This is a genomic window from Treponema vincentii (assembly GCF_018336815.1).
Classification (GTDB): domain Bacteria; phylum Spirochaetota; class Spirochaetia; order Treponematales; family Treponemataceae; genus Treponema.
In genome coordinates this window covers 2,338,489-2,358,344 of sequence record NZ_CP050497.1, presented here as the reverse complement: position 1 = coordinate 2,358,344, position 19,856 = coordinate 2,338,489, and the positions used below count along the sequence as shown (strand labels likewise).

The following is a 19,856-nucleotide window of genomic DNA, read 5'->3' as shown; positions in this document are numbered from 1 at the left end:
TAAAGTCAAGTGTATGATTCACTTTTACCGCTCGATTTTGTATACTTATGATTATGATTAAGGCATGTATTTTTGATTTGGATGGAACATTGACCGATACCGTTCGGACACTCGCTTATTTTGTTAACGCCGAAACTGCAAAGCACGGATTACCCCCTGCGCCGGTGGAAAATTTTAAACAGTTTGCGGGAAACGGGGCTCGGACGCTTATTCACAGGGTATTGGCATATCACGGCGTTACGGATGCGGCGTTGGAAGATACGATTTTACAGGATTACAATGCGGCCTATGATGCCGATTTTTTATACTTGTGTACCTTATATGACGGCGTTGCCGATATGATTACAGCGTTGCGTAATCAAGGTGTCCAGCTGGCGGTTCTTTCAAATAAGCCGCAGCCGACTACGCAAAAAATCATCAAAGCTTTTTTTGATGCGGGAACTTTTTCCGCCGTTTTCGGTCAACGGGAAGGCGTTCCGCTCAAGCCGGATCCTGCCGGCGTGTTTGAGATTTTAGAGCTTTTACATCGCCAAAAACAGGAATGCCTCTACATCGGAGACACCTCCGTGGATATAAACACCGGAAAAAGCGCGGGGTTGACTACCGTCGGCGTGCTGTGGGGTTTTCGAGACCGTGCCGAATTGGCAGGTGCCGGAGCAACGCATATTATCGCAAACCCGCAGGAGCTGCTGCCGCTTGTAACGGCATAACCGACTTTATTCGTGCGTGTGGTTTAATACCCTGGCGTTTCTCTAACCGCCGCGGATGTATAGTTTTGACGAACGCGCTGCGCCGTGATTGTTGATTCACCATAATCGAGCCTCGTTGGAAACAGGACGGCGTTATGAAAAAAAGTATGCCTAATCTTTCTTTAAAAATAACAGCAGTGCAATCGTGCAGATAATGATATATCCGGCAATGCTGTAGCGGTCGGGTATTTCGTGGAACAATAAAAAGCCGAATGCTGCGGCAAAGAGAATTTGCGTATAGTCGAAAACCGCGATATTTTTTGCCGGTGCATAAGAATACGCCGCGGTAACGGTAAATTGCCCTCCTGCCCCCGCAGCTCCGGCGGCAAGCAGCCAGAAAAACTGCTGCAAGCTCATCGGTTCAAAGCCGTAGACGAAAAAAGGCAGCAGTATCAGCATGGAGGCTGCCGAAAAGAAAAATACTACAAATGAGCCTGATTCTTTATGTGTTAACAGATAGCGTATGCAGGTGTACGCGCCGCCTGCACAGAGACCGCCGAAGCAGGCAATAGAAGCTGCAAAGGTATGACCTGCCCCTGCAAAAGCCGGTTTGATAATTAAAAGGCTTGCGGCAAATGCACAGACGGCTGCAAGAATTCGGGTAAAACGGATTCGCTCCTTTAAAAACAGAAATGAGAAGAAAATGGTAAAAAACGGTGCGAGCTTTGCCAAAATAGAAGCGTCGGCAAGCGCTAAGTGACTGACCGCATAAAAATTGGAAACCAATCCGGCAGTGCCCAGTACTGCCCGTAATATAAAAGAAGGGAATATTCTTTTTTTTTGCGGTAGCGCAAATTGACGGGTCTTTATCAAAAAAAAGAGCGACGCACAACAGGCAATGCTATTCCTAAAAAATGCTTTTTGGATAGACGGTAAATCGCCGGATAGCTTTGCGCATAAATTCATCACAGTAAAAAAGAAAGCCGAACAAATGATGCACAAGATCCCTTTTTGTGCGGATGTCAATCGAATACTCATAATACCGTCAAAGTATAGCAGAAAGAAAGGTAATTGAAAATTGATTCGTGTAGGCATCTGCATTGTCAGCTGTTTCTAGGTTAAATAACTTTAATGCTTTTTTCTTTTTGTATAAAAATACTGTTTTTAACGCTTTTTATTGCATATTTATACATAAAATACTTGACATTTTTTTGCCGAAGAACTTACTATCAACGAAAGTTATATTTTACAGAATCTTTAAAAACCGATGCGGGATTTTAAGGACTTCCAACCGTATGGCCTATTGTTCCTGATACTCATACGGACGGGTATCGTTAGAAACTCGATGAGCGTTTTAAAGGTTTCTGGTATCAAAAGGAGTTGAATATGAAAAAAAACATGTATGCCGCATTTGTTTTGTTGACTGCGCTCTTGAGTATATCCGTCTTAGGGTGCAGCAAAAAAGCAGAAACAAAGCCGGAAAAAGTCGAGTCGGGGGATAACGGAAAAAATGCCTCGTATCATATCGGTATCGTAACGGGAACGGTCTCTCAATCCGAAGATGATCTCCGCGGTGCTGAAAAACTGATCGAGATGTACGGTTCCGCGAAAACCGGCGGTATGATTCAGCATATCACCTATCCTGATGACTTTATGTCGCAGCAGGAAACGACTATTACGCAGATTGCCGCTCTCGCAGACGATCCGATGATGAAGGCTATTATTGTCAATCAAGGAATTCCCGGAACTGCAGAGGCGTTTAAGCGCGTTCGGGAAAAACGTCCCGACATATTGCTGTTTGCAGGTGAACCGCACGAAGACCCGCTGGTTATTCAAGCTGCGGCTGATATGGCGATAAACAATGATTTCGTGTCACGCGGATATACGATTATTTGGGCGGCGAAAGAGCTTGGTGCAAAGACGTTTGTGCATATTTCCTTTCCGCGGCACATGTCGTATGAAACGCTCGGACTCCGCCGCCAAATTATGGAAGCGGCATGTAACGATACCGGGGTGAAATTTGTGTTTGAAACCGCTCCCGACCCGACCAGTGATGTCGGAGTTGCGGGCGCTCAGCAGTTCATCCTTGAAAAGGTTCCGCAGTGGATTGAAAAATACGGCAAAGAAACCGCGTTCTTTTGTACGAACGATGCGCATACGGAGCCGCTCTTAAAGCAGCTTTTACAGTACGGCGGTATCTTTGTTGAAGCAGACCTTCCGTCCCCGTTAATGGGCTATCCGGGAGCGCTCGGTATCGATCTTACCGAACAAGCCGGAGACTTCGGATCCATTTTGACGAAGGTTGAACAGTCCGTTATCGACAAGGGCGGAGCAGGCCGGTTCGGTACATGGGCATACTCTTACGGCTTTACGGTCAGTGCCGGTTTGGGTGAATATGCCCGCCGCATTATCGATGGCGAAGCGGAGAAAGGCAGCCTTACTGATCTATCGAAAGCGCTGGGGGTCTTTACTCCCAATGCACGGTGGAAGAGTGCGTACTACACGGATGCCAACACCGGTGTGCGTGCGAAAAATCAGGCGTTGGTATTTATGGATACCTATATTCTCGGAAAAGGCTTTTTGTCGACAACCGAGCAAGAGGTACCGCAGAAATACTTAAATATGAAATTTAATAAATAGTAGAGAATAGAAACTATTTAAAAAAAGCCTCCTCAGCAGAACGGGTACATGGAAAATTTTGAAGTAAACCTGTTCCGAAATGAAAGTTGCGGAACAGGTTGCCTTGAATACGTGTACCCGTTTTTTTTATCGATAGTAAAGAGGAAACATTGAGATCGGGTATCTCTATTGTTTATAAGGATGATAGAAATTTATGAATAATGATGAAGTTATCTTATCCATCGATCATATTACGAAGGAATTTTCAGGGACGCCCGTTTTGCAGGGTGTGAGTTTTGATGTCCATGCGGGAGAAGTGATCGGGCTGGTAGGAGAAAACGGAGCCGGAAAGACAACGCTGATGAGCATCCTGTTCGGTATGCCGGTGATCACCGAAACGGGCGGATACGGCGGGACGATTAGGATGCAGGGTAAAGAGGTCGTGTTCAAAACGCCGTTCGACGCTCTCGGTGCGGGCGTCGGAATGGTGCATCAGGAATTTTCGCTGATTCCGGGTTTTTCTTCCGGTGAAAATATCATGCTGAACCGCGAGCTCGAACAGGAAAGCATTATCTCCGACCTCTTTGGGCCGCGGCTTACGACGTTAAACCGCAAAGCGATGCGCGAGCGGGCGCAGCAGCGGCTTAACCAACTCGGGGTTTCGATTAGTGCAAAGACGCTCATTTCCGAGATGCCGGTCGGACATAAGCAGTTCACCGAAATTGCCCGCGAAATAGACCGCGATAATGTACGGCTCTTGGTGTTGGATGAACCGACTGCCGTCCTCACCGAATCGGAGGCGGATGTGCTGCTTAAATCCATCAAAGCATTAGCGGAGAAGGGCATCGCAATCATCTTTATTTCCCATCGCTTGCACGAAGTTATGGAAATTTGCGATCGGGTTGTCGTGCTGCGCGACGGCGTTTCAATTCAAGACACGGAAACTGCAAAAACGGATATGCAGGCGATTGCGGCCGCGATGGTGGGAAGAAAGGTTGAAGGTCAAGTTGCCGAAAGGACGGCGCGGCAGTTTGACGAAACCATCCTCGAGGTAAAACACCTGTGGGTGGATATGCCGGGAGAGCTGGTTGATGATGCAAGTTTCTCCGTTAAAAGGGGCGAGATATTCGGCATCGGCGGTTTGGCGGGGCAGGGAAAAATCGGTATTCCCAACGGTATTATGGGGCTGTTCCGTGCGGGCGGTGAGGTTATCTTTAAAGGCAAGCCGCTTGACATCAGCAAAACTTCAAAAGTGCTTTCGGAAGGGATTGCCTTTGTTTCCGAAGATCGGCGCGGCGTCGGTCTTTTACTGGATGAAAGTCTTGACTGGAATATCGCCTTTACCGCTATGCAGGCCAAGCATAAATACTTAAAAAAATATCTGGGCGGGTTAATCACCGTCCGCGACGAAAAAGCGATGAAGGCGCTTGCCGACGAGTATATCAAGATGCTGCAAATTAAATGCACCGGTTCCCAGCAAAAGGCGCGGGAGCTTTCCGGCGGTAATCAGCAAAAGTTGTGTTTGGCAAAAGCATTTTGTCTGGAGCCCGATTTGCTCTTTGTTGCGGAGCCGACGCGGGGTATCGATGTCGGTGCTAAAGCGCTGGTGTTGGAAGCAATCCGCACGTTAAATAAAGAAAAAGGCGTTACCGTTGTGATGATTTCCAGTGAACTTGAAGAGCTGCGGTCTGCGTGCGACCGTATCGCTGTCGTATTCCAAGGCAAGGTTGCTCATGTGCTGCAGCCGTCCGAAGATCCGGCTGAGTTTGCGCTTTATATGGCAGGAGTAAAATAGATGGAACAGTTAAAAAAACAACTTGCGGCATTCGGATGGCCGCGCATTATCATTTTCTTGTTTTTATTGTCGCTGTTTATTGCGGCTCCTTTTGTCAATGTCAGCATCGGTGCTTCCCTGTCGGATACGATAAACCGCTTCGGGATGAATGCCCTCTTGGTGCTTGCGATGGTGCCGATGGTACAAGCCGGCTGCGGTCTTAACTTCGGGTTATCGCTCGGCGTTATCGGCGGGCTGCTCGGTGCAACGCTCGCAATGGAACTGAACCTAACCGGATGGGCAGGCTTTTTTTCAGCCGTGGCTTTTACGATATTGATCTGTGCGGTTATCGGCTATGCTTACGGTAAACTTTTGAATCTGATTAAAGGCGAAGAGATGACGATCGCTTTGTATGTCGGCTTTGCTGCGGTTATGTTCATGTCGATTTTGTGGCTGCTGTTGCCGTACACCAATCCGACAATGGTGTGGGGCTATGCGGGAAAAGGTTTACGTACAACCATCACGCTCGAAGGATACTGGCTGAAAATACTGAACAATTTATGGGCGTTTAAAATCGGCGCTTTCGTGTTTCCGACCGGGCTTATTCTCTTTGTCTTTATCTGCTTTTTTATTATGAAGGTATTTATGAAGACACGGACGGGAACGGCACTGACTGCGGTCGGTTCAAATCCCGAATTTGCGCGGGCAAGCGGTGTAAATATCGACCGCGCGCGAATTATCAGTACGGTGCTGTCTACCGTTATCGGCGGCGTCGGGATTTTGCTGTATCAGCAAAGTTTCGGCTTTATTCAGTTGTACCAAGCGCCGCTCTTTATGGCGTTTCCGGCGGTAGCGGCTATTCTGATCGGCGGCGCCTCGGTCAATAAGGCGTCGATTTTAAATGTGATGCTGGGAACATTTCTGTTTCAAGGTATTTTAACAATGACTCCCTCCGTTATTAACAGTGTGTTGCAAACCGATATGTCGGAGGTTATCCGTATTGTCCTGTCAAACGGTATGATCTTATATGCACTGACGCGGAAAACGCAGGCGGCGAGGTAGATTATGGTATCGTCTAATATGCTTAAAAAAAAGTGGGAACATTTTTCCGCGGTTGATTTTATTCTGGATAATTTGGTATCCATCATATTTTTGGTTATTTCGTTCCTTGCCATTCCCGTGTCGGGGTTATCGGCGCACCATATTATCGCCGAAATTTTAACGCGGATCGGCAGAAACTCCTTTTTGGTGTTCGCGCTCATCCTGCCGATTATGGCCGGAATGGGTATTAACTTCGGGATGGTGCTCGGTGCAATGGCCGGGCAGATCGGCCTTATTTTTGCAATGGACTGGAGCATCGGCGGTATCTACGGATTGGTGTTCGCAGCCTGTATCGGAATGCCGCTTTCCATCCTGCTTGGGATTGTTGCCGGATCGGTACTGAACCGCGCCCGCGGGCGGGAAATGGTTACCAGCTACATCCTCGGTTTTTTCTTTAACGGGATTTATCAGTTTTTTGTGCTGTACATCCTCGGGTCGGTTATTCCGATGCACAATAAGGCGATTATGCTTTCCCGCGGCTACGGAGTGCGCAATACGCTTGAGTTGGCGCCCGTCCGGCAGACGCTCGATACGGCAATTCCGCTTATGATTGCAGGGTTTAAAATTCCGATTCTTTCGTATCTGATTATCATTGCGCTGTGTTTTTTTATCGTGTGGTTTAGAAAGACAAAACTCGGACAGGATATGCGGGCAATCGGTCAAAATCAAGCGGTTTCGCTCGCCTCCGGTATTGCGGTTGAGCGGACACGGATTATTTCGATTGTTATTTCGACAGTGCTTGCCTGTATCGGACAGATTATCTTCTTGCAGAATATGGGAAACATGAGCACCTATAACGCGCATGATCAAACCGGTTTCTTTGCCGCCGCGGCAATCCTTGTCGGAGGCGCTTCGGTAAATAAGGCAAGCATTAGAAACGTCTTTATCGGTATTATCTTGCTGCACTTTTTGTACATTGTTACGCCGATGGCAGGACAGCACCTCTTTGATTCTGCGATGATCGGCGAATACTTTAGACAGTTTTCCGGCTATGCGGCGATTGCGTTATCGCTTGTTATGCACGCGGCGCGTAATCAAAAGAATGCGGAAAAACAGCGGGCTGCGCTGCGGGCCGAAAGCGGGAGGGCATAATGATTCGAGTACGTTCAAAAAAAGGTCAGCGGCTGGTTAAAATAGGCTTGGTTGTTTTTTATTTCCTCATTATGGCGCTTATGTTTTTATTCGGCCGCTCTCATACCGTGCTGATAGACAACAACAACGATCCGAACGGTGCATATAAAGCGATTGACGGCTGTACTATTTCATTTAATGGAGAAAAACCGATCGAGATGTTTAAGGGCGACCGCGATAAAATTATGCTGCGGGGTCAGACTCATCATGTAAAGGTTAGCTTTTTTAACGGGCAAGAAGATGTTACCGGTACTATCACCATTCCGTTGTTTGAAGATGCGGTGATGGTGTCTATTCCGGCTTTTACGAGAGGCGAGAATGCCGTCAGTCACTTTGAGCTGTATAAACCGGCGGAGGAGTAGAATCTTGGTTCTTTTAAAATTCTTGACTGGATAAGTAATAAATTATAGTATGGTGCGAATTATTCTTTATATAGACGAGAGGAGATTTGCCGATGACTACTGTAGTATCAAAACCGCCGAAAACTATTTTTGTCTTGAATTTTTTAATATACACCGGTGTTTTTATTTTTATTTTTTTATATGCATGGTATGTAAGAATACTTCCGCAAGATGCGCTCTTTAAAATTTTAATAGCGCCATCTACCTTATTGACCGCCTGTGCTACGATTGTTTTCCCAATTGTTCTTTATAAAAAGACTATGGCTATTGTCCTCAACTGGCAGACGGAAGAAGACGGTGTAAATAAGGCGAATAAAGCGTTGGGTTTATATTCAAAACTCAGTATCGGTGTCCCGATTGTATTAGCGACTGTAACTCCGGTTGTATCGCTGTTATGGATAGGCGTGAATTCGACAATACTGTTTATTGCGGCAATTTTTACATCGACAGGGTGCTTGTTTTTTGTAGCGCTCTTTTTTTATGTGATCTGGATTCAGAAGCTTGAACAATATGTAAATTTTTTACCGCTTGAGAGAAAGCATATTTCTATGTCGTACACGACGCGCGGTATGCTTGTCGGTTTTTTCCTTTTTGCAGGTATCATTTTCCTTTGCATATCTCCATTTTTAGCGAGTCTTTATAATGGGATGACTATTATAGAGACCGTAACACATTCGATTATTCCGATATCTATCGTGGTATTGCTGGGAGCTCTTTTTGTCAACTATACACTTTACAAGGGCATTAATACCGGAATCGAACTTATCGTTTCTTTTACCGATAAATTGGCGCTTGGAGATTTTACTCCGAATTATTTGGAATTGCGACGGCGTGATATTTTCGGACTTTTAGGAACGAGATTAAATCTGTTCCATAAAAATACGGTCTCTTTACTTACCGGTGTAAAAGATAATACGAGAGCGATGAAAGAGGCTATCGGGGTACTTTCGGTGAACACTGCACAAACAGCGGATTCGGCTCATCAAATACATAGCAACATCGAAGGCATAACGCAACAGGCTGTTACGCAGGCTACAAGTGTTACGGAAACATCCGCAGCTGTTGAAGAGATAATCAACACAATAACGCAACTGAATGCCAGTATTGAAATACAGGCGGAAAGTGTTGCTCAGTCTTCATCGTCGATAGAACAAATGACGGCGAATATCACGTCGATTACACAAACGCTGGAAAAAAACCGATGAGGCGATTAAACGGCTTGCTGCAGCGACGGCAGATGGAAAAACAACAATCGTAAATTCCAACGCCGTAACGGAAAAAATAGCTGAGGAATCGGGCGGATTGATGGAAGCGAGTAATGTTATTCAAAATATTGCAAGCCAAACTAATCTTCTTGCAATGAATGCGGCAATCGAAGCTGCCCATGCAGGAGAAGCCGGTAAAGGCTTTGCAGTGGTTGCCGACGAAATACGGAAGTTAGCGGAAGAATCTTCCGCACAAGGTAAAAATATTACAATGACATTGAAAATGCTTGGCTCTGAAATTGGCAGCTTATCTACAGCATCAAAAACCGTTGAAGAAAAATTTACCAGTATTTTTGAACTTTCAGAACACGTAAAAACTATGAGCGCTAATCTTATGCGAGCGATGGAGGAACAAGGAAACGGCAATCGTGAAGTCTTGAATGCCATCTCAAATATAAAAACAGTAACTTTAGATGTCAAAAACGGCTCGGAACAAATGCTCAGAGATGGAACACAAGTTGCCGGCGAAATGCAAAAGCTTGATAGTCTTACAAAAACCATTACCGACAATATAAACATAATGGCGCACGAGGTTGTTCAGATAAATAATGCCGTACAGGAAGTGAACTCTATTACGCAGCAAAATAAAGGAGCAATCGAAAGCCTGTCTGAGGAAGTCGGTAAGTTTAAGGTTTAGGGAACGGGTATGTTATATCTTTTTAAGCGTTGCGACTTCATCGGGTGTAAGCTCACGACAAGAACCGGCAGCTAATTGCCGGTCGAGCGTAACGCCGCCCATCGAAATCCGCTTGAGGTAGACTACTTCGTTTCCGAGCGCTTTTATCATTTTTTTTACTTGATGGTATTTTCCTTCGCAGATATGCATCAAAAAAGCCCATTCCGTTTTTATGTTGTGTGCTTCCGTGCGTTCAAAGGTTGCGGGAAGGCAGGTGAAGCTCTTTCCGAGTGCTAATCCTTGACTGCAAGCCGTTTGGGCGACGTTAAACTCGGCTTCGGTGAAAGGGGCTGCCGTTTCAAGATAATAGCTTTTGATGCAGGCGGATTTCGGAGCGGTAAGCCGATGAGTGAGTTCTCCGTCATCGGTAATGATGAGCAGTCCTTCGGTGTCAATGTCGAGTCGCCCGATGGGAAAAAGCTTCATTGCGGAAAAAGGAGACGGAAGCAGCTCCATAACGGTGCAGTGCAGCGGATCGGCGGTAGAAGTAACAACCCCTGCCGGTTTGTTGAGCATAAGGTAACAGCAGGTACGGAGATACAGTTTTTCCCCGTTCCGTAAAAGCATATCGTGTTCAGGGTCAAGCAGCGTCCCTGCATCAGTTACCCGTATGCCGTTGATTCGGAAATCTTCTTTGCGTAAAAGCCGCCGTATATCTTTCCGCGAGCCCAACCCGTTTGCTGCAAGTATTTTATCTATCCTAACAAGCATATTCTGCAAATATTATACCTGTTCGATGTTGTCGGACAGGGTTACTGTTTAATCCACAGTCAGGCGGCGGTACAGAGCTCGCACCCCTTCAGCGCCATTGCTCAATAATGCAGTGATGCAGGGACGCCCGATCATTACCTGTGCCGCACCGAGCCGTTTCGCAGCGGCGATATCCGCACGGCTCCGCAATCCACCATCTACCCATACCTCGCCTGCAAACTTATGGAGCGTACTGCCGTACTCGGCTAAAAAATCCGCCGTGCTGCCGCGCCTTGTTTCTATCCTGCCGCCGTGATTGGAAATAACCGCAACATCGGGACGCAGCTCTCGTACCAGCTCGACATTTTCGGGTGAAAAGATTCCTTTGATGGCAAATGGCTTTTGTGCATACCGCTGTATCTCTTTTAGGCTCTGAGCGTCTTTTTGCTCAAGGTGAACAAGATTGCGCATCGTTACAATGTTATAGGAATCAATATCGATCCCTATAATATCGGCAGAGCTGCGTACCCAATCTATCCGTTCAAAGATACGGGGATTAGGATACGGCTTAATGAACACTGCTCCGGTTTTTCCATACCGCTGTAGGGCTGCAAGACCGCCCTGTATCTTTGCATCGGGGTAACCGTCTCCGATACTGAGCAAAAAACCTGCTTCGGCACAGGCTTCAATTAAATCAAAATAAAATGCAGCTTCATCTTCGTAGCCGACGTTTTCGACTCCGCCGGTAATAGGCGCCAATCTAATGGGTGGTAGCTCATCATTATACGGTGTATCGGTGTAATACTTCTGCCATGCGGCGCAGTTGCTGATAAAATTGGCGCTCTCGAACACGCCGCCCATCCCGGGCAGTTCATCGATACAGCCGTGTCCGTCGCATTCGGCACAAAAATGACATTTATATCCGCTCATAATTTGTCTACAATAGGGGGAGTGTTTTATGCATTTATAAATTACGTTTTAGTGCAATCTTGGCTTCGAACATAGAAGTAGGAGTGGCGTAGAGGAGCGGATAAATCGAACAACGAAGGTCAAGATCGCAGGGGCCGATATTCCATGTATAGAACGGCGTCAGCGCTATCAGCATTGACTGTATGTTTACGGGGCGGGTTATCGGCATTGCAACAAAGCTGTGGAAACCTCCCTGCATTTTATCAAACTCAATATTTCCGAATCCGAAGAACATATTCAACCCGCCGTATAGCTCATTATGAATGATCGTAAAGGGCTTTATCAGTGGCGTAACAGGAAAAAGACTGCCGGATTGAGTGTCCCGAATCTTAGAAACAAAAAATGTAAAATCAAAATTGACATGTTCAAGCATAATACGCGGTTCAAAAAACGCATAGATATTTCCGATAACATCCTGTTTGAGTGTTGCGCTTCTAAAATTCGTTTTATGCAAACCAACTTGTGTAAAAATAGCGACATTGTTATGAGGAATGAAGAGTACGGAAAGGGATGCTGCGCCGGATATCTTTGCCGCATTATCGGTAATATGAAAGGAAAGGTACGTGTTGGTGATGGCCGCATTGGAGAAAACACCTCCCTGCGTATATATGCCGTATTCTTGCTCGGTTTTTTTTATCCGCCCGTTCCAGCCGAAAGATCCTCCAACATACCCTGTGTTCAAAATGAGTCCTGCAGCACTGATACCTACGCTTTCACGAGGACGTGGTGGGGTAAAAAGTGCAGCAATATCGTTTTCATACATTTTTACCGGACGCATACCGTGTTTAAGAAAATCAAAGCTATAGCGTTCGCCCGTAAGACTTTGATGCTCTCCGGTAAAAATTGATAAAATCAGCGGCTTGCCTCCGAGATTGGGAAAGTTCAGAGAAAAATCAATAAAAGTAAATTGTCCCGGTGTCCGTGACTGTTGCTCCGGATGGAAAAAACGCAGGACATCAGGAACATAGAGTGCAAGGTTTAGGTCGCTATAAAAACGTTCTCCGTGCAGCAAACGGAAGTTTATGGACGATTCTTGGACTATACTGAATTGCGACGAGCTTCCCGGCTGTTTGGCTCCCGATATCCCGAAGTTAAATTTAGGTACGTTAAACTCTACGGCTGCGGCAGTGTATATTATCGAAAAACACACAAAGATACGCATTATATTTTTTTTCATTTAAGACTCCCTATGGGCATTTCTAAAAGCTCGGTTAGCTTTTAGAAATGCCCGACGAGTTTAAAATTAAGTCTTATCCAATAATAACTTAATTTTAAACGTCGCAACTAAATTTAAGGAAAACCTCTAAAAACTGAAATTTTTAGAGATTCCTTATACAGTGTCGGTATTTTTTCAGTGCTGCTTGATTCCTTTCCGCAGGCGCAGAGAGAGCATCTCCAGCAAAATAACGGTACCGAAAATAGTGTATGTGATAGCGCCGACCTCTTGTATATCATAATAGAGATTGCCTGCCATGAATAGATAATACCCGATACCGCCTGATCCTGCGGCGGCGCCGATTGCGACGGCATTGATAAAATTGATTTCGAAGCGGAAAAATGTCCATGAAATAATGGACGTTGCAGCCACCGGAATAACCGCTTGCGTAATAATGCCGAAAAATCCCGCTCCGCACGCCCGCAAAGCATCGATCGTATCGCGGTTAATCTGTTCAAAGCTTTCGGAGAACACTTTTACCAAATAGGCAATGCTGTGAAAGCACATACCGATAACGGCGGCATCGGTGCCGATATTAACCGTAACCGAGAAAACCAACACCCAGATAATTGTGGGGATTGAGCGGATAACTGCGGTGATAATACGGATTATTTTTACAACGGCTGAAGGGGCAATATTTCGGGCAGCCCCGAGAGCCAAAAAAAACGCGATAGCAGCGCCGCCGATTGTAGTTAAAATCGACAGTGCAAAACTGATACCGAGTGAGTACGCGAGTTCGCCGAGCGGAAGATGATCCGAGCGCTTCGGCTGCAAAAAAAGGATGCGTCCGTAGTGGAGCAGATTATGCCATGAATCTTTCCAATCGATTGTTTCCTGCGCAAGCAAGAAGCATCCCCAGATACTAATGCCGAAAAGGACAGCAAATACGATAGAGAGCGTCCATTGTTTTTTTCTCGGTGATCGGCATCGGTCAATATGAGCATGGGGTTTCATAGTAATATCCTTCTCACCGTGTTGGAAATACTGTCGATGCAGAGTACGAGTATCATCAATACACAAATGATAAGCCCTGCCTCAGGATAGCGAAAGCTCTTAAAATATAGATTGAAGAGAAAGCCGATTCCCGTGCCTGTTAAAATTCCAATGAGTGCGGAGTCTCTGACATTTGTTTCTATCGCGTAGAGCAGCCATGAAATAAAGAGCGGGAGAACATTCGGTAATACGCCGTGGATGATAATCGGCATATACGGTACACCGGCTGCTTCCAACGCCGTATACGATTCTTCGGCATGAGAGTCGATAATTTCGGTAAATGCACGGGTTAAATGTCCTGCGGTTATAAAGAAAAGAGCTAAAAAGCCTGTTACGGCATTTTGCTTAAAGGACAACAGCAATAGAATAGACCATGCAGGAAGTGGGATGTTTCTAAAAAAAGATGCGGCTCCGGAACAGACAATACGCAGTATACGGAACCGTCCGGTTGTTTGAGAACCGGCAACTGCCGCTATGCAGGCAACGCAAAAAGCGATAGTTGATGCCGTTATTGCGGTAACGGCGGTGTACAGCGAAGTCTTAAAAATGAGCGGCAGCACTGAAAGCGATTGTGCTGATGGGAAGAAGTTCCTTATCAGCCAATACAGGCCGCGCGGGATGCCGGTTAACGCATTCCATACCGTCAACCCTGTCATAATTGCCGAAACAACATATAACACGGCAGCACTGAAAAAAACAGTCAACGTTCTTAATTTTTTTTTCTTGAAGAAAGATCCCGAAGAGGGCGCTTTCCAGCGTCGATGTGATTCAAATGCAGGGCTTTGTCTGTCTATTGGAATATCAAATTTCATGGCAGTCTTTCTTTTCGGGATGGGATCCGGAAGAAAAAATAGTATGCAGTGCTTTTTCCGAAAGTTCTTCCGGTTTTCCGTCAAAGACCACGTTTCCGTTGCGTAAACCGATAATTCTGTCGGAATATCGTTTTGCATATTCAACATTGTGCAGATTCATAATACACGTAAGATTCCGCGTTCTAACTATTTTTTCGATATAATCAAGGATATCTTGTGCACTTTGCGGATCGAGCGAAGATACCGGCTCATCGCATAAAAGTATTTGCGGATTTTGCATCAATGCCCGCGCAATGCCGGTACGCTGTTTTTGTCCGCCGCTTAAATCTGCACACCGCTGATAAAGGTAATCCGAAAGCCCGAGTTCTTCAAGTATTGCCAGCGCTTGAGTTCTCTCTTCCTGCGTATACAGTCCGCATAGACTGCGGTACAGCGGTAAAGCGCCGAGGCAGCCGTGGAGCGTATTCTCAAGAACAGTGAGCCGCTCTACCAGATTGTAGTTTTGAAAAATCATGCCGATTTTTCTACGGACTTGTTTTAATCGGCGGCTGTTCATTTTTTGGAGTATTTCATCGTCGATTTTAACCGTACCGGCAGTACAGTCGATGAGCCGATTGATACAACGGATAAAGGTTGTCTTACCTGCACCCGAAGGTCCGATAACGGAAACCATCGAACCCTGTTCAATCGTAAGATTGATAGAATCCAGTGCAAGTCTGTCCCCTGCATAGCGCTTTGAAACATTTTTAAAGGTGATCAACACTTCAAACCTTGTCAGGCGGCTGTAGAACAGCCGCTGTGTTTATTCTTTAATCAACATCAAGTAAGATACCGGATGATACTGCATTACTTGGTAGAATTTCTAAGTTCATCGTACCATGCATCATCGGTAGCAACCAACCGCGTCTTTTCGGAATACTTAGGATATATGCCCTTTTTACCGGAATCCTTTACGTTAAAAATTCCGGGATTATTTGCCGTTTTGTCCGAAGTCAGCGCTTCTCGTATCTTTTGTATATCCGCGGCTGAAACCGTGTTCGTATTGACGGTAATCGGCGCATTTAAGACGGGGATGGAGCGGATTACGGTCATTTCACTTCCTGCAAAGGATGTGAATGGTTCATCAGCTCCTTCGGTTACGCGATAAACTGCGCCTGTTCTATAATCTTCACCTTCAAGCAGTTCATACACGCCGATTGTTTGCGGGATAGCAAAAGCTGCGGCATCTGCATCGCCGCGGAAAAGGTTTACCTGCGAGCCTTGATGAGAACCGGCAAATAACACCTTGGAAAATACTTTGTCGCTCAATATAAGGTCGTCGGTATTATCAAGAGAAAAAGCAGCTGCTAAAACTTTTGCGGGAATAACAAAGCCCGAAGTAGAGCTTGCCGCCACAAACGACATTCTTTTTCCTTTTAATAGGCTTAAATCAAAACTACCATCCGCTTTTCTATAGGTACCGGCATCTTTCCGCTGCACGCCGATAAAGCTGTAATACTTTGCATCGTCAAGCGTCCCGCTGGAACCCGAATTAGTCGCAATAGGGATAACGGCGCTGTTCCGCTTGTGAGCGGTCAGGTATCCTTCGGCGCCGACATAAGCCATATCGGCCTTGCCGGAAACGAGCGCTTCCAATGCGATGTTATAATCGGTCGTGGTAAGAATTTCAACATCGCGACCGACGGCTTCTTTTAAAATTTCTTGGAATGCTGCGCGGGCATCTTTCATGGATTCGCTTGACTCATTTGGATAAAAAACCATTGTAAGCGGTTTTTGTTCAGCTTTGCTGCATGAACAAACAAGCACAACTGAAAGGCACATCATACAAAGAAACGGTTTAACATACCGCAGCGTCTTTTCTGCTGATGAAGTGGCTGCAGCACAAAATAAAGAGGATTTCATCACTTTCTCCACATTTTAGGAAATCGCTAAAAGCAGTCTTTAGCGTTTTTTTGATTATGGGCGCCAGTCTACTATAATTGAAGTCTTTATGCAACCGCCCGCCGATTCTGCTATGCCGCGGCACGGATAGTATTATTCCGCTTTTTGTGTTACTATCGCCGCATGATCGGATTTTTTCTCAAAAAAAATTTTTTTGACGGATGGGATAATTTTCTCCCGCTCGCTCTTTTCAATATTGCATGTATACTGATTGTTTTTTTATTCTTCGGCTTGTCCTACCTACTGTCATCAATGCCGACGCTGTCTTTATTGAGCTTGTTTGTTTGTCTCATATTGATGGGAGTGCTGCTTTTAGCCGTCTCTCATTTGATGTCCCGTATAGCCGATTATAAATCGTTTTCATTGAAAGAAATCGGCGGAGAAATCAAACGTACGTGGCGACACGGTGTTTTATTCTCATTAGTCGAAACTTTTTGTTGGGTTGTTGTCGGAGTCGCCGTTCCCTACTATTTTTCATTTCACAATTTTCTCGGTCTTTTTCTCGGTATCAGTGTCATCTGGATTTTTGCGGTTATACAGCTGTCACTTTTATGGTTCTTTCCGATACGGAGTCGGCTGGAATCGAATTTTCGCAAATGCCTTAAAAAGTGCTTTATTATTTTTTTTGATAATACCGGATTCACGCTCTTTATGCTGCTGTACAGCGTCGTCCTCGTTATATTGACCCCGTTCTTAGCTTTTTTGGTGCCGGGCTTTTCGGGACTCTTGCTTGCATGGAACAATGCTTTTAAACTGAGAATGTATAAGTATGATTGGATGGAGCAGCATCCTGAAATACCGATTCAGACCGTGAGGAAACAAATACCATGGGATGAATTGCTGGCGGAAGATCGGGAAACAGTCGGAACACGGACAATCCGCAATCTTATTTTTCCGTGGAAAGATTGATAAGCATAGCTGTCTCTGAAGACTCGATTGGTTTTTAGAGATCATTCATAATGATTTTGATACGTTTGACAAGGAGGATATGATGAGTGTTCATATTGGAGCAAAACAAGGCGAAATTGCAGAACGGATATTGTTACCGGGCGATCCGCTGCGGGCAAAGTTCGTTGCCGAAAATTTTTTGGAAAATGCGCACTGCTACAATGAAGTCCGCGGTATGTATGGGTTTACCGGCACGTATAAGGGTATAAAGGTTTCCGTGCAGGGAACCGGTATGGGGCAGCCTTCTATTTCCATTTATGTAAATGAGCTTTTCCGTGAATACGGCGTGCAGAAGGCTATCCGTATCGGTACTGCGGGAGCTTTGCAAAAAGATATTCCGCTGCGTTCATTGATTATCGGGATGAGCGCTGCGACTAACTCAGGGACAAATACGCTCCGTTTCCGCGGAACCCAGTTCGCGCCTACAGCGGACTGGAAGCTTTTAAAACATGCTTATGATGCGGCAGTTCGTCTCGGTTACAATCCGTTGGTTGGTCCCATTGCTTCCTCTGATGTCTTTTATGACGAACTTGAAACGTGGAAGCTCTGGTCGCGGTACGGTCTTTTGGCGATTGAGATGGAAGCTGCCGAGCTGTATACCCTTGCTGCACAGTATAAGCGGCAGGCGCTCGCACTGCTAACCATATCCGACAATATGGTTACGCATGAAGAAACCACTGCGGAAGAGCGGCAATTGTCTTTTACCGCGATGATGCAAACCGCACTTGAGGCAATTATCGCCGAATAAATATAAATTGAAAGAAAGCGGGGATGTCTCAAAAGTTGGTTTACTTTTTCGATAACCTGTTCCCACTTTTTTGTAAAATTTCAAGCCGTTTTGTTATTGGTGACGCATATATATGGTATGAATATCATCAATAACAAAACACTTGACGGCAACACAACGCCTGACGGCGAAATCCTGTACTCTTTTGAATCGGAGGCGCCGCTTCCCGATACGGAAAGCTGTCCCGTAATTTTTGAATCGGATAATCCCGAATACAGCTTGGAAAAAACAGCCGATGCTGTTTCGCTCTGTGCTCAGACCGTATTCGGGATTCCGGCACTGTATCCATGGCAGCGGCTCGTGATTGCCAACATCCTCGATGCCGTACACGCCGCGGAAGCGGTAGCAGCTGCCGACGCTGCTGCCGCACAGCTGTCCGGAAATGCTGCAATGCAGGGCGGAATTTCTACAGCGCCGTTCGGAACCGCGGTATCGCAAACGGAGCCGGATTTTCTGTCCGGCACAGGCGAGCCTTTAAGCGAGCTTTACGATGAAGACGGTGTGCTGCGGGGTAGGCAGATTGTTTTGTTGCCGACCGGCGCGGGGAAATCGCTGTGCTTTCAGGTACCGGCGCTGTTGCTGGATAAGCCGACGCTTATTATCTATCCGCTTTTAGCCTTGATGAGTGATCAGATGCGCCGGATGTGCGAAGGCAATCTTGAACCGGTGTTGTTCCGCGGCGGTCAAAGCGGACAGGAACGAGCCGCGCAGTATGCCCGCCTTGAAGGAACGGACGGGAAACCTCCTGCAAAGCTCATCATTGCCAATCCCGAAATTCTGATGCAGGAAGAAGTGTTAAACCGTATTGCAAAGCGCGGCATTGCCCACCTCGCTATAGATGAGGCTCACTGCGTCAGCGAATGGGGAGACAGCTTTCGGCCGGCCTACCAAACCTTAAAACAGGTTATCGAAACGCTGAAGCCGCCTGCCGTTACCGCTTTTACCGCAACGGCAGGCAACGAGGTGTTGAAGCGTATCGGTGAGGTGCTTTTTGACGGACGGGTTCATCTGGTACGTGGGGAATCGGATCGTACCAATATTGCCTATTATGTACGGCAATGCCGCGTAAAGGCGCCTGCCCTGTTGCAAGAGGTTATGCAGCGGCAGCGCCCGATGGTTATTTTCTGTGCGACGCGGAACGGCACGGAACAAACTGCCGCATTTTTACGCTATACGCTGCGGGATCGGGCGATTCGATTTTATCATGCAGGCTTACAGCGGGATGAAAAAGATGAGGTGGAGCAATGGTTCCATCAGCACGACAGTGCGATACTGGTAACCACCTGTGCGTGGGGGATGGGCGTCGATAAAAAGAATGTACGCACCGTGATCCACCTCAATGCGTCGCCCACTGCCGAAGCATACATACAAGAAGCGGGCAGGGGAGGGCGGGACGGTAATCCTGCACAGGCAGTCTTGCTGTGGAGTCCCGAGGACAAGGCACGGATCGCGCTATTGCCTGAAAAACAGCGGAAACGGGCGGAGATACTCGTTAATTTTGCTGAAAGCGGTCGCTGCCGGCGCGAGGTTCTGCTCGAAGCGCTCGGAGAAGTGCGGGCTGTTCCGCTTCGTGCAGGAGATGAAAGCATCGCCTGTTCCGGTTGCGATATCTGTAACGGAACTGCGCTTCTGTATCCGCAAGATGAGCGGGAATTGATTGCATTTATAGCGGTCAATAAGCGAAAGTTTACCGCCCCGCAGCTTATCCGCGTATTACACGAAAACCTTCCGCTCTGGCGCGCCGGCGATATTGGCAGCCTTGTTTCGCAGCTTATCCAAGAGCGGAAAATCCGCCCTGCCAATGCGTTTTTCTGGAAAGGAGCGCTTATATGTTAGGGTAAACG

17 protein-coding genes and 1 pseudogene are annotated in these 19,856 nt (G+C 46.5%); 10 read left to right on the top strand and 8 right to left on the bottom strand.

The genetic code is table 11. The features are described from left to right. Positions 1 to 53 precede the first annotated feature (53 nt). Positions 54 to 710 (top strand): HAD family hydrolase, encoded by a 657-nt coding sequence (locus tag GWP40_RS10690; protein WP_212565321.1) that lies wholly within the window; start codon positions 54 to 56, stop codon positions 708 to 710. A gap of 150 nt (positions 711 to 860) precedes the next feature. On the opposite strand, the gene GWP40_RS10685 is transcribed toward GWP40_RS10690, so the two are convergent. After that, complete coding sequence (locus GWP40_RS10685) at positions 861 to 1,655, bottom strand: DMT family transporter (RefSeq protein ID WP_230974672.1); 795 nt, start codon at positions 1,653 to 1,655, stop codon at positions 861 to 863. 420 nt (positions 1,656 to 2,075) lie between these two features. On the opposite strand from GWP40_RS10685, the gene GWP40_RS10680 reads away from it, so the two are divergent. The 6 genes and pseudogenes from GWP40_RS10680 to GWP40_RS10655 all read left to right on the top strand — a co-directional run bounded on the left by GWP40_RS10680 (position 2,076) and on the right by GWP40_RS10655 (position 9,617). Further along, the gene (locus GWP40_RS10680; RefSeq protein WP_212565320.1) at positions 2,076 to 3,329 is read left to right on the top strand and encodes a DUF3798 domain-containing protein; all 1,254 of its coding nucleotides are present in this window, start codon (positions 2,076 to 2,078) and stop codon (positions 3,327 to 3,329) included. Positions 3,330 to 3,522: 193 nt separating this feature from the next. Continuing rightward, a complete protein-coding gene (locus GWP40_RS10675) occupies positions 3,523 to 5,103 on the top strand; it encodes a sugar ABC transporter ATP-binding protein (RefSeq protein ID WP_212565319.1) in 1,581 nt (526 codons plus the stop codon). Continuing rightward, positions 5,104 to 6,144 carry an ABC transporter permease subunit gene (locus tag GWP40_RS10670; protein WP_212565318.1) on the top strand — a complete coding sequence of 347 codons (1,041 nt, stop codon included), beginning with the start codon at positions 5,104 to 5,106 and terminating at the stop codon, positions 6,142 to 6,144. 3 nt (positions 6,145 to 6,147) lie between these two features. After that, positions 6,148 to 7,275 (top strand): ABC transporter permease subunit, encoded by a 1,128-nt coding sequence (locus GWP40_RS10665; RefSeq protein ID WP_212565317.1) that lies wholly within the window; start codon positions 6,148 to 6,150, stop codon positions 7,273 to 7,275. After that, positions 7,275 to 7,676 carry a DUF6672 family protein gene (locus tag GWP40_RS10660; RefSeq protein ID WP_212565316.1) on the top strand — a complete coding sequence of 134 codons (402 nt, stop codon included), beginning with the start codon at positions 7,275 to 7,277 and terminating at the stop codon, positions 7,674 to 7,676. Before GWP40_RS10665 ends, GWP40_RS10660 begins: the two co-directional genes overlap by 1 nt. 92 nt (positions 7,677 to 7,768) lie before the next feature. Continuing rightward, positions 7,769 to 9,617, top strand: a pseudogene (locus GWP40_RS10655) (methyl-accepting chemotaxis protein). A gap of 12 nt (positions 9,618 to 9,629) precedes the next feature. Here GWP40_RS10655 and GWP40_RS10650 read toward each other — a convergent pair. The 7 genes from GWP40_RS10650 to GWP40_RS10620 form a co-directional block, all read right to left on the bottom strand. Further along, positions 9,630 to 10,367 carry a 16S rRNA pseudouridine(516) synthase gene (locus GWP40_RS10650; RefSeq protein ID WP_212565315.1) on the bottom strand — a complete coding sequence of 246 codons (738 nt, stop codon included), beginning with the start codon at positions 10,365 to 10,367 and terminating at the stop codon, positions 9,630 to 9,632. A 48-nt stretch (positions 10,368 to 10,415) separates the two neighbouring features. Then, positions 10,416 to 11,276, bottom strand: coding sequence for an alpha-hydroxy-acid oxidizing protein (locus GWP40_RS10645; RefSeq protein ID WP_212565314.1), 861 nt, complete (start codon positions 11,274 to 11,276; stop codon positions 10,416 to 10,418). Between the two features lie 34 nt (positions 11,277 to 11,310). After that, a complete protein-coding gene (locus GWP40_RS10640) occupies positions 11,311 to 12,492 on the bottom strand; it encodes a hypothetical protein (protein WP_212565313.1) in 1,182 nt (393 codons plus the stop codon). 174 nt (positions 12,493 to 12,666) lie between these two features. Then, on the bottom strand, positions 12,667 to 13,485 hold the full coding sequence (locus GWP40_RS10635; protein ID WP_212565312.1) for a PhnE/PtxC family ABC transporter permease: 819 nt from the start codon (positions 13,483 to 13,485) through the stop codon (positions 12,667 to 12,669). Continuing rightward, positions 13,482 to 14,336, bottom strand: a complete 855-nt coding sequence (locus tag GWP40_RS10630) for an ABC transporter permease subunit (protein ID WP_212565311.1) — start codon at positions 14,334 to 14,336, stop codon at positions 13,482 to 13,484. The genes GWP40_RS10635 and GWP40_RS10630 overlap by 4 nt, the downstream gene beginning before the upstream one ends. Beyond that, positions 14,326 to 15,099 carry a phosphonate ABC transporter ATP-binding protein gene (gene phnC, locus GWP40_RS10625; RefSeq protein WP_212565310.1) on the bottom strand — a complete coding sequence of 258 codons (774 nt, stop codon included), beginning with the start codon at positions 15,097 to 15,099 and terminating at the stop codon, positions 14,326 to 14,328. Before phnC ends, GWP40_RS10630 begins: the two co-directional genes overlap by 11 nt. A gap of 83 nt (positions 15,100 to 15,182) precedes the next feature. Continuing rightward, entirely contained in the window at positions 15,183 to 16,238 is a 1,056-nt protein-coding gene (locus tag GWP40_RS10620) for a phosphate/phosphite/phosphonate ABC transporter substrate-binding protein (protein WP_230974415.1), read from the bottom strand. A gap of 162 nt (positions 16,239 to 16,400) precedes the next feature. Here GWP40_RS10620 and GWP40_RS10615 point away from each other — a divergent pair, with 162 nt between their 5' ends. From GWP40_RS10615 to GWP40_RS10605, 3 genes are all read left to right on the top strand, one after another. Continuing rightward, complete coding sequence (locus GWP40_RS10615; protein WP_212565309.1) at positions 16,401 to 17,186, top strand: YesL family protein; 786 nt, start codon at positions 16,401 to 16,403, stop codon at positions 17,184 to 17,186. An 82-nt stretch (positions 17,187 to 17,268) separates the two neighbouring features. Next, the gene (gene deoD, locus GWP40_RS10610) at positions 17,269 to 17,973 is read left to right on the top strand and encodes a purine-nucleoside phosphorylase (RefSeq protein WP_212565308.1); all 705 of its coding nucleotides are present in this window, start codon (positions 17,269 to 17,271) and stop codon (positions 17,971 to 17,973) included. A 117-nt stretch (positions 17,974 to 18,090) separates the two neighbouring features. Next, the gene (locus GWP40_RS10605; protein WP_212565307.1) at positions 18,091 to 19,848 is read left to right on the top strand and encodes a RecQ family ATP-dependent DNA helicase; all 1,758 of its coding nucleotides are present in this window, start codon (positions 18,091 to 18,093) and stop codon (positions 19,846 to 19,848) included. The last annotated feature ends 8 nt before the right edge of the window (positions 19,849 to 19,856 follow it).

Excerpts from the sequence above, each read along its gene's own strand:
- GWP40_RS10690 (WP_212565321.1), top strand. The coding sequence starts at position 54 with ATGATTAAGGCATGTATTTTTGATTTGGATGGAACATTGACCGATACC.
- GWP40_RS10685 (WP_230974672.1), bottom strand. The coding sequence starts at position 1,655 with ATGAATTTATGCGCAAAGCTATCCGGCGATTTACCGTCTATCCAAAAA.
- GWP40_RS10680 (WP_212565320.1), top strand. The coding sequence starts at position 2,076 with ATGAAAAAAAACATGTATGCCGCATTTGTTTTGTTGACTGCGCTCTTG.
- GWP40_RS10675 (WP_212565319.1), top strand. The coding sequence starts at position 3,523 with ATGAATAATGATGAAGTTATCTTATCCATCGATCATATTACGAAGGAA.
- GWP40_RS10670 (WP_212565318.1), top strand. The coding sequence starts at position 5,104 with ATGGAACAGTTAAAAAAACAACTTGCGGCATTCGGATGGCCGCGCATT.
- GWP40_RS10665 (WP_212565317.1), top strand. The coding sequence starts at position 6,148 with ATGGTATCGTCTAATATGCTTAAAAAAAAGTGGGAACATTTTTCCGCG.
- GWP40_RS10660 (WP_212565316.1), top strand. The coding sequence starts at position 7,275 with ATGATTCGAGTACGTTCAAAAAAAGGTCAGCGGCTGGTTAAAATAGGC.
- GWP40_RS10650 (WP_212565315.1), bottom strand. The coding sequence starts at position 10,367 with ATGCTTGTTAGGATAGATAAAATACTTGCAGCAAACGGGTTGGGCTCG.
- GWP40_RS10645 (WP_212565314.1), bottom strand. The coding sequence starts at position 11,276 with ATGAGCGGATATAAATGTCATTTTTGTGCCGAATGCGACGGACACGGC.
- GWP40_RS10640 (WP_212565313.1), bottom strand. The coding sequence starts at position 12,492 with ATGAAAAAAAATATAATGCGTATCTTTGTGTGTTTTTCGATAATATAC.
- GWP40_RS10635 (WP_212565312.1), bottom strand. The coding sequence starts at position 13,485 with ATGAAACCCCATGCTCATATTGACCGATGCCGATCACCGAGAAAAAAA.
- GWP40_RS10630 (WP_212565311.1), bottom strand. The coding sequence starts at position 14,336 with ATGAAATTTGATATTCCAATAGACAGACAAAGCCCTGCATTTGAATCA.
- GWP40_RS10620 (WP_230974415.1), bottom strand. The coding sequence starts at position 16,238 with ATGAAATCCTCTTTATTTTGTGCTGCAGCCACTTCATCAGCAGAAAAG.
- GWP40_RS10615 (WP_212565309.1), top strand. The coding sequence starts at position 16,401 with ATGATCGGATTTTTTCTCAAAAAAAATTTTTTTGACGGATGGGATAAT.
- deoD (WP_212565308.1), top strand. The coding sequence starts at position 17,269 with ATGAGTGTTCATATTGGAGCAAAACAAGGCGAAATTGCAGAACGGATA.
- GWP40_RS10605 (WP_212565307.1), top strand. The coding sequence starts at position 18,091 with ATGAATATCATCAATAACAAAACACTTGACGGCAACACAACGCCTGAC.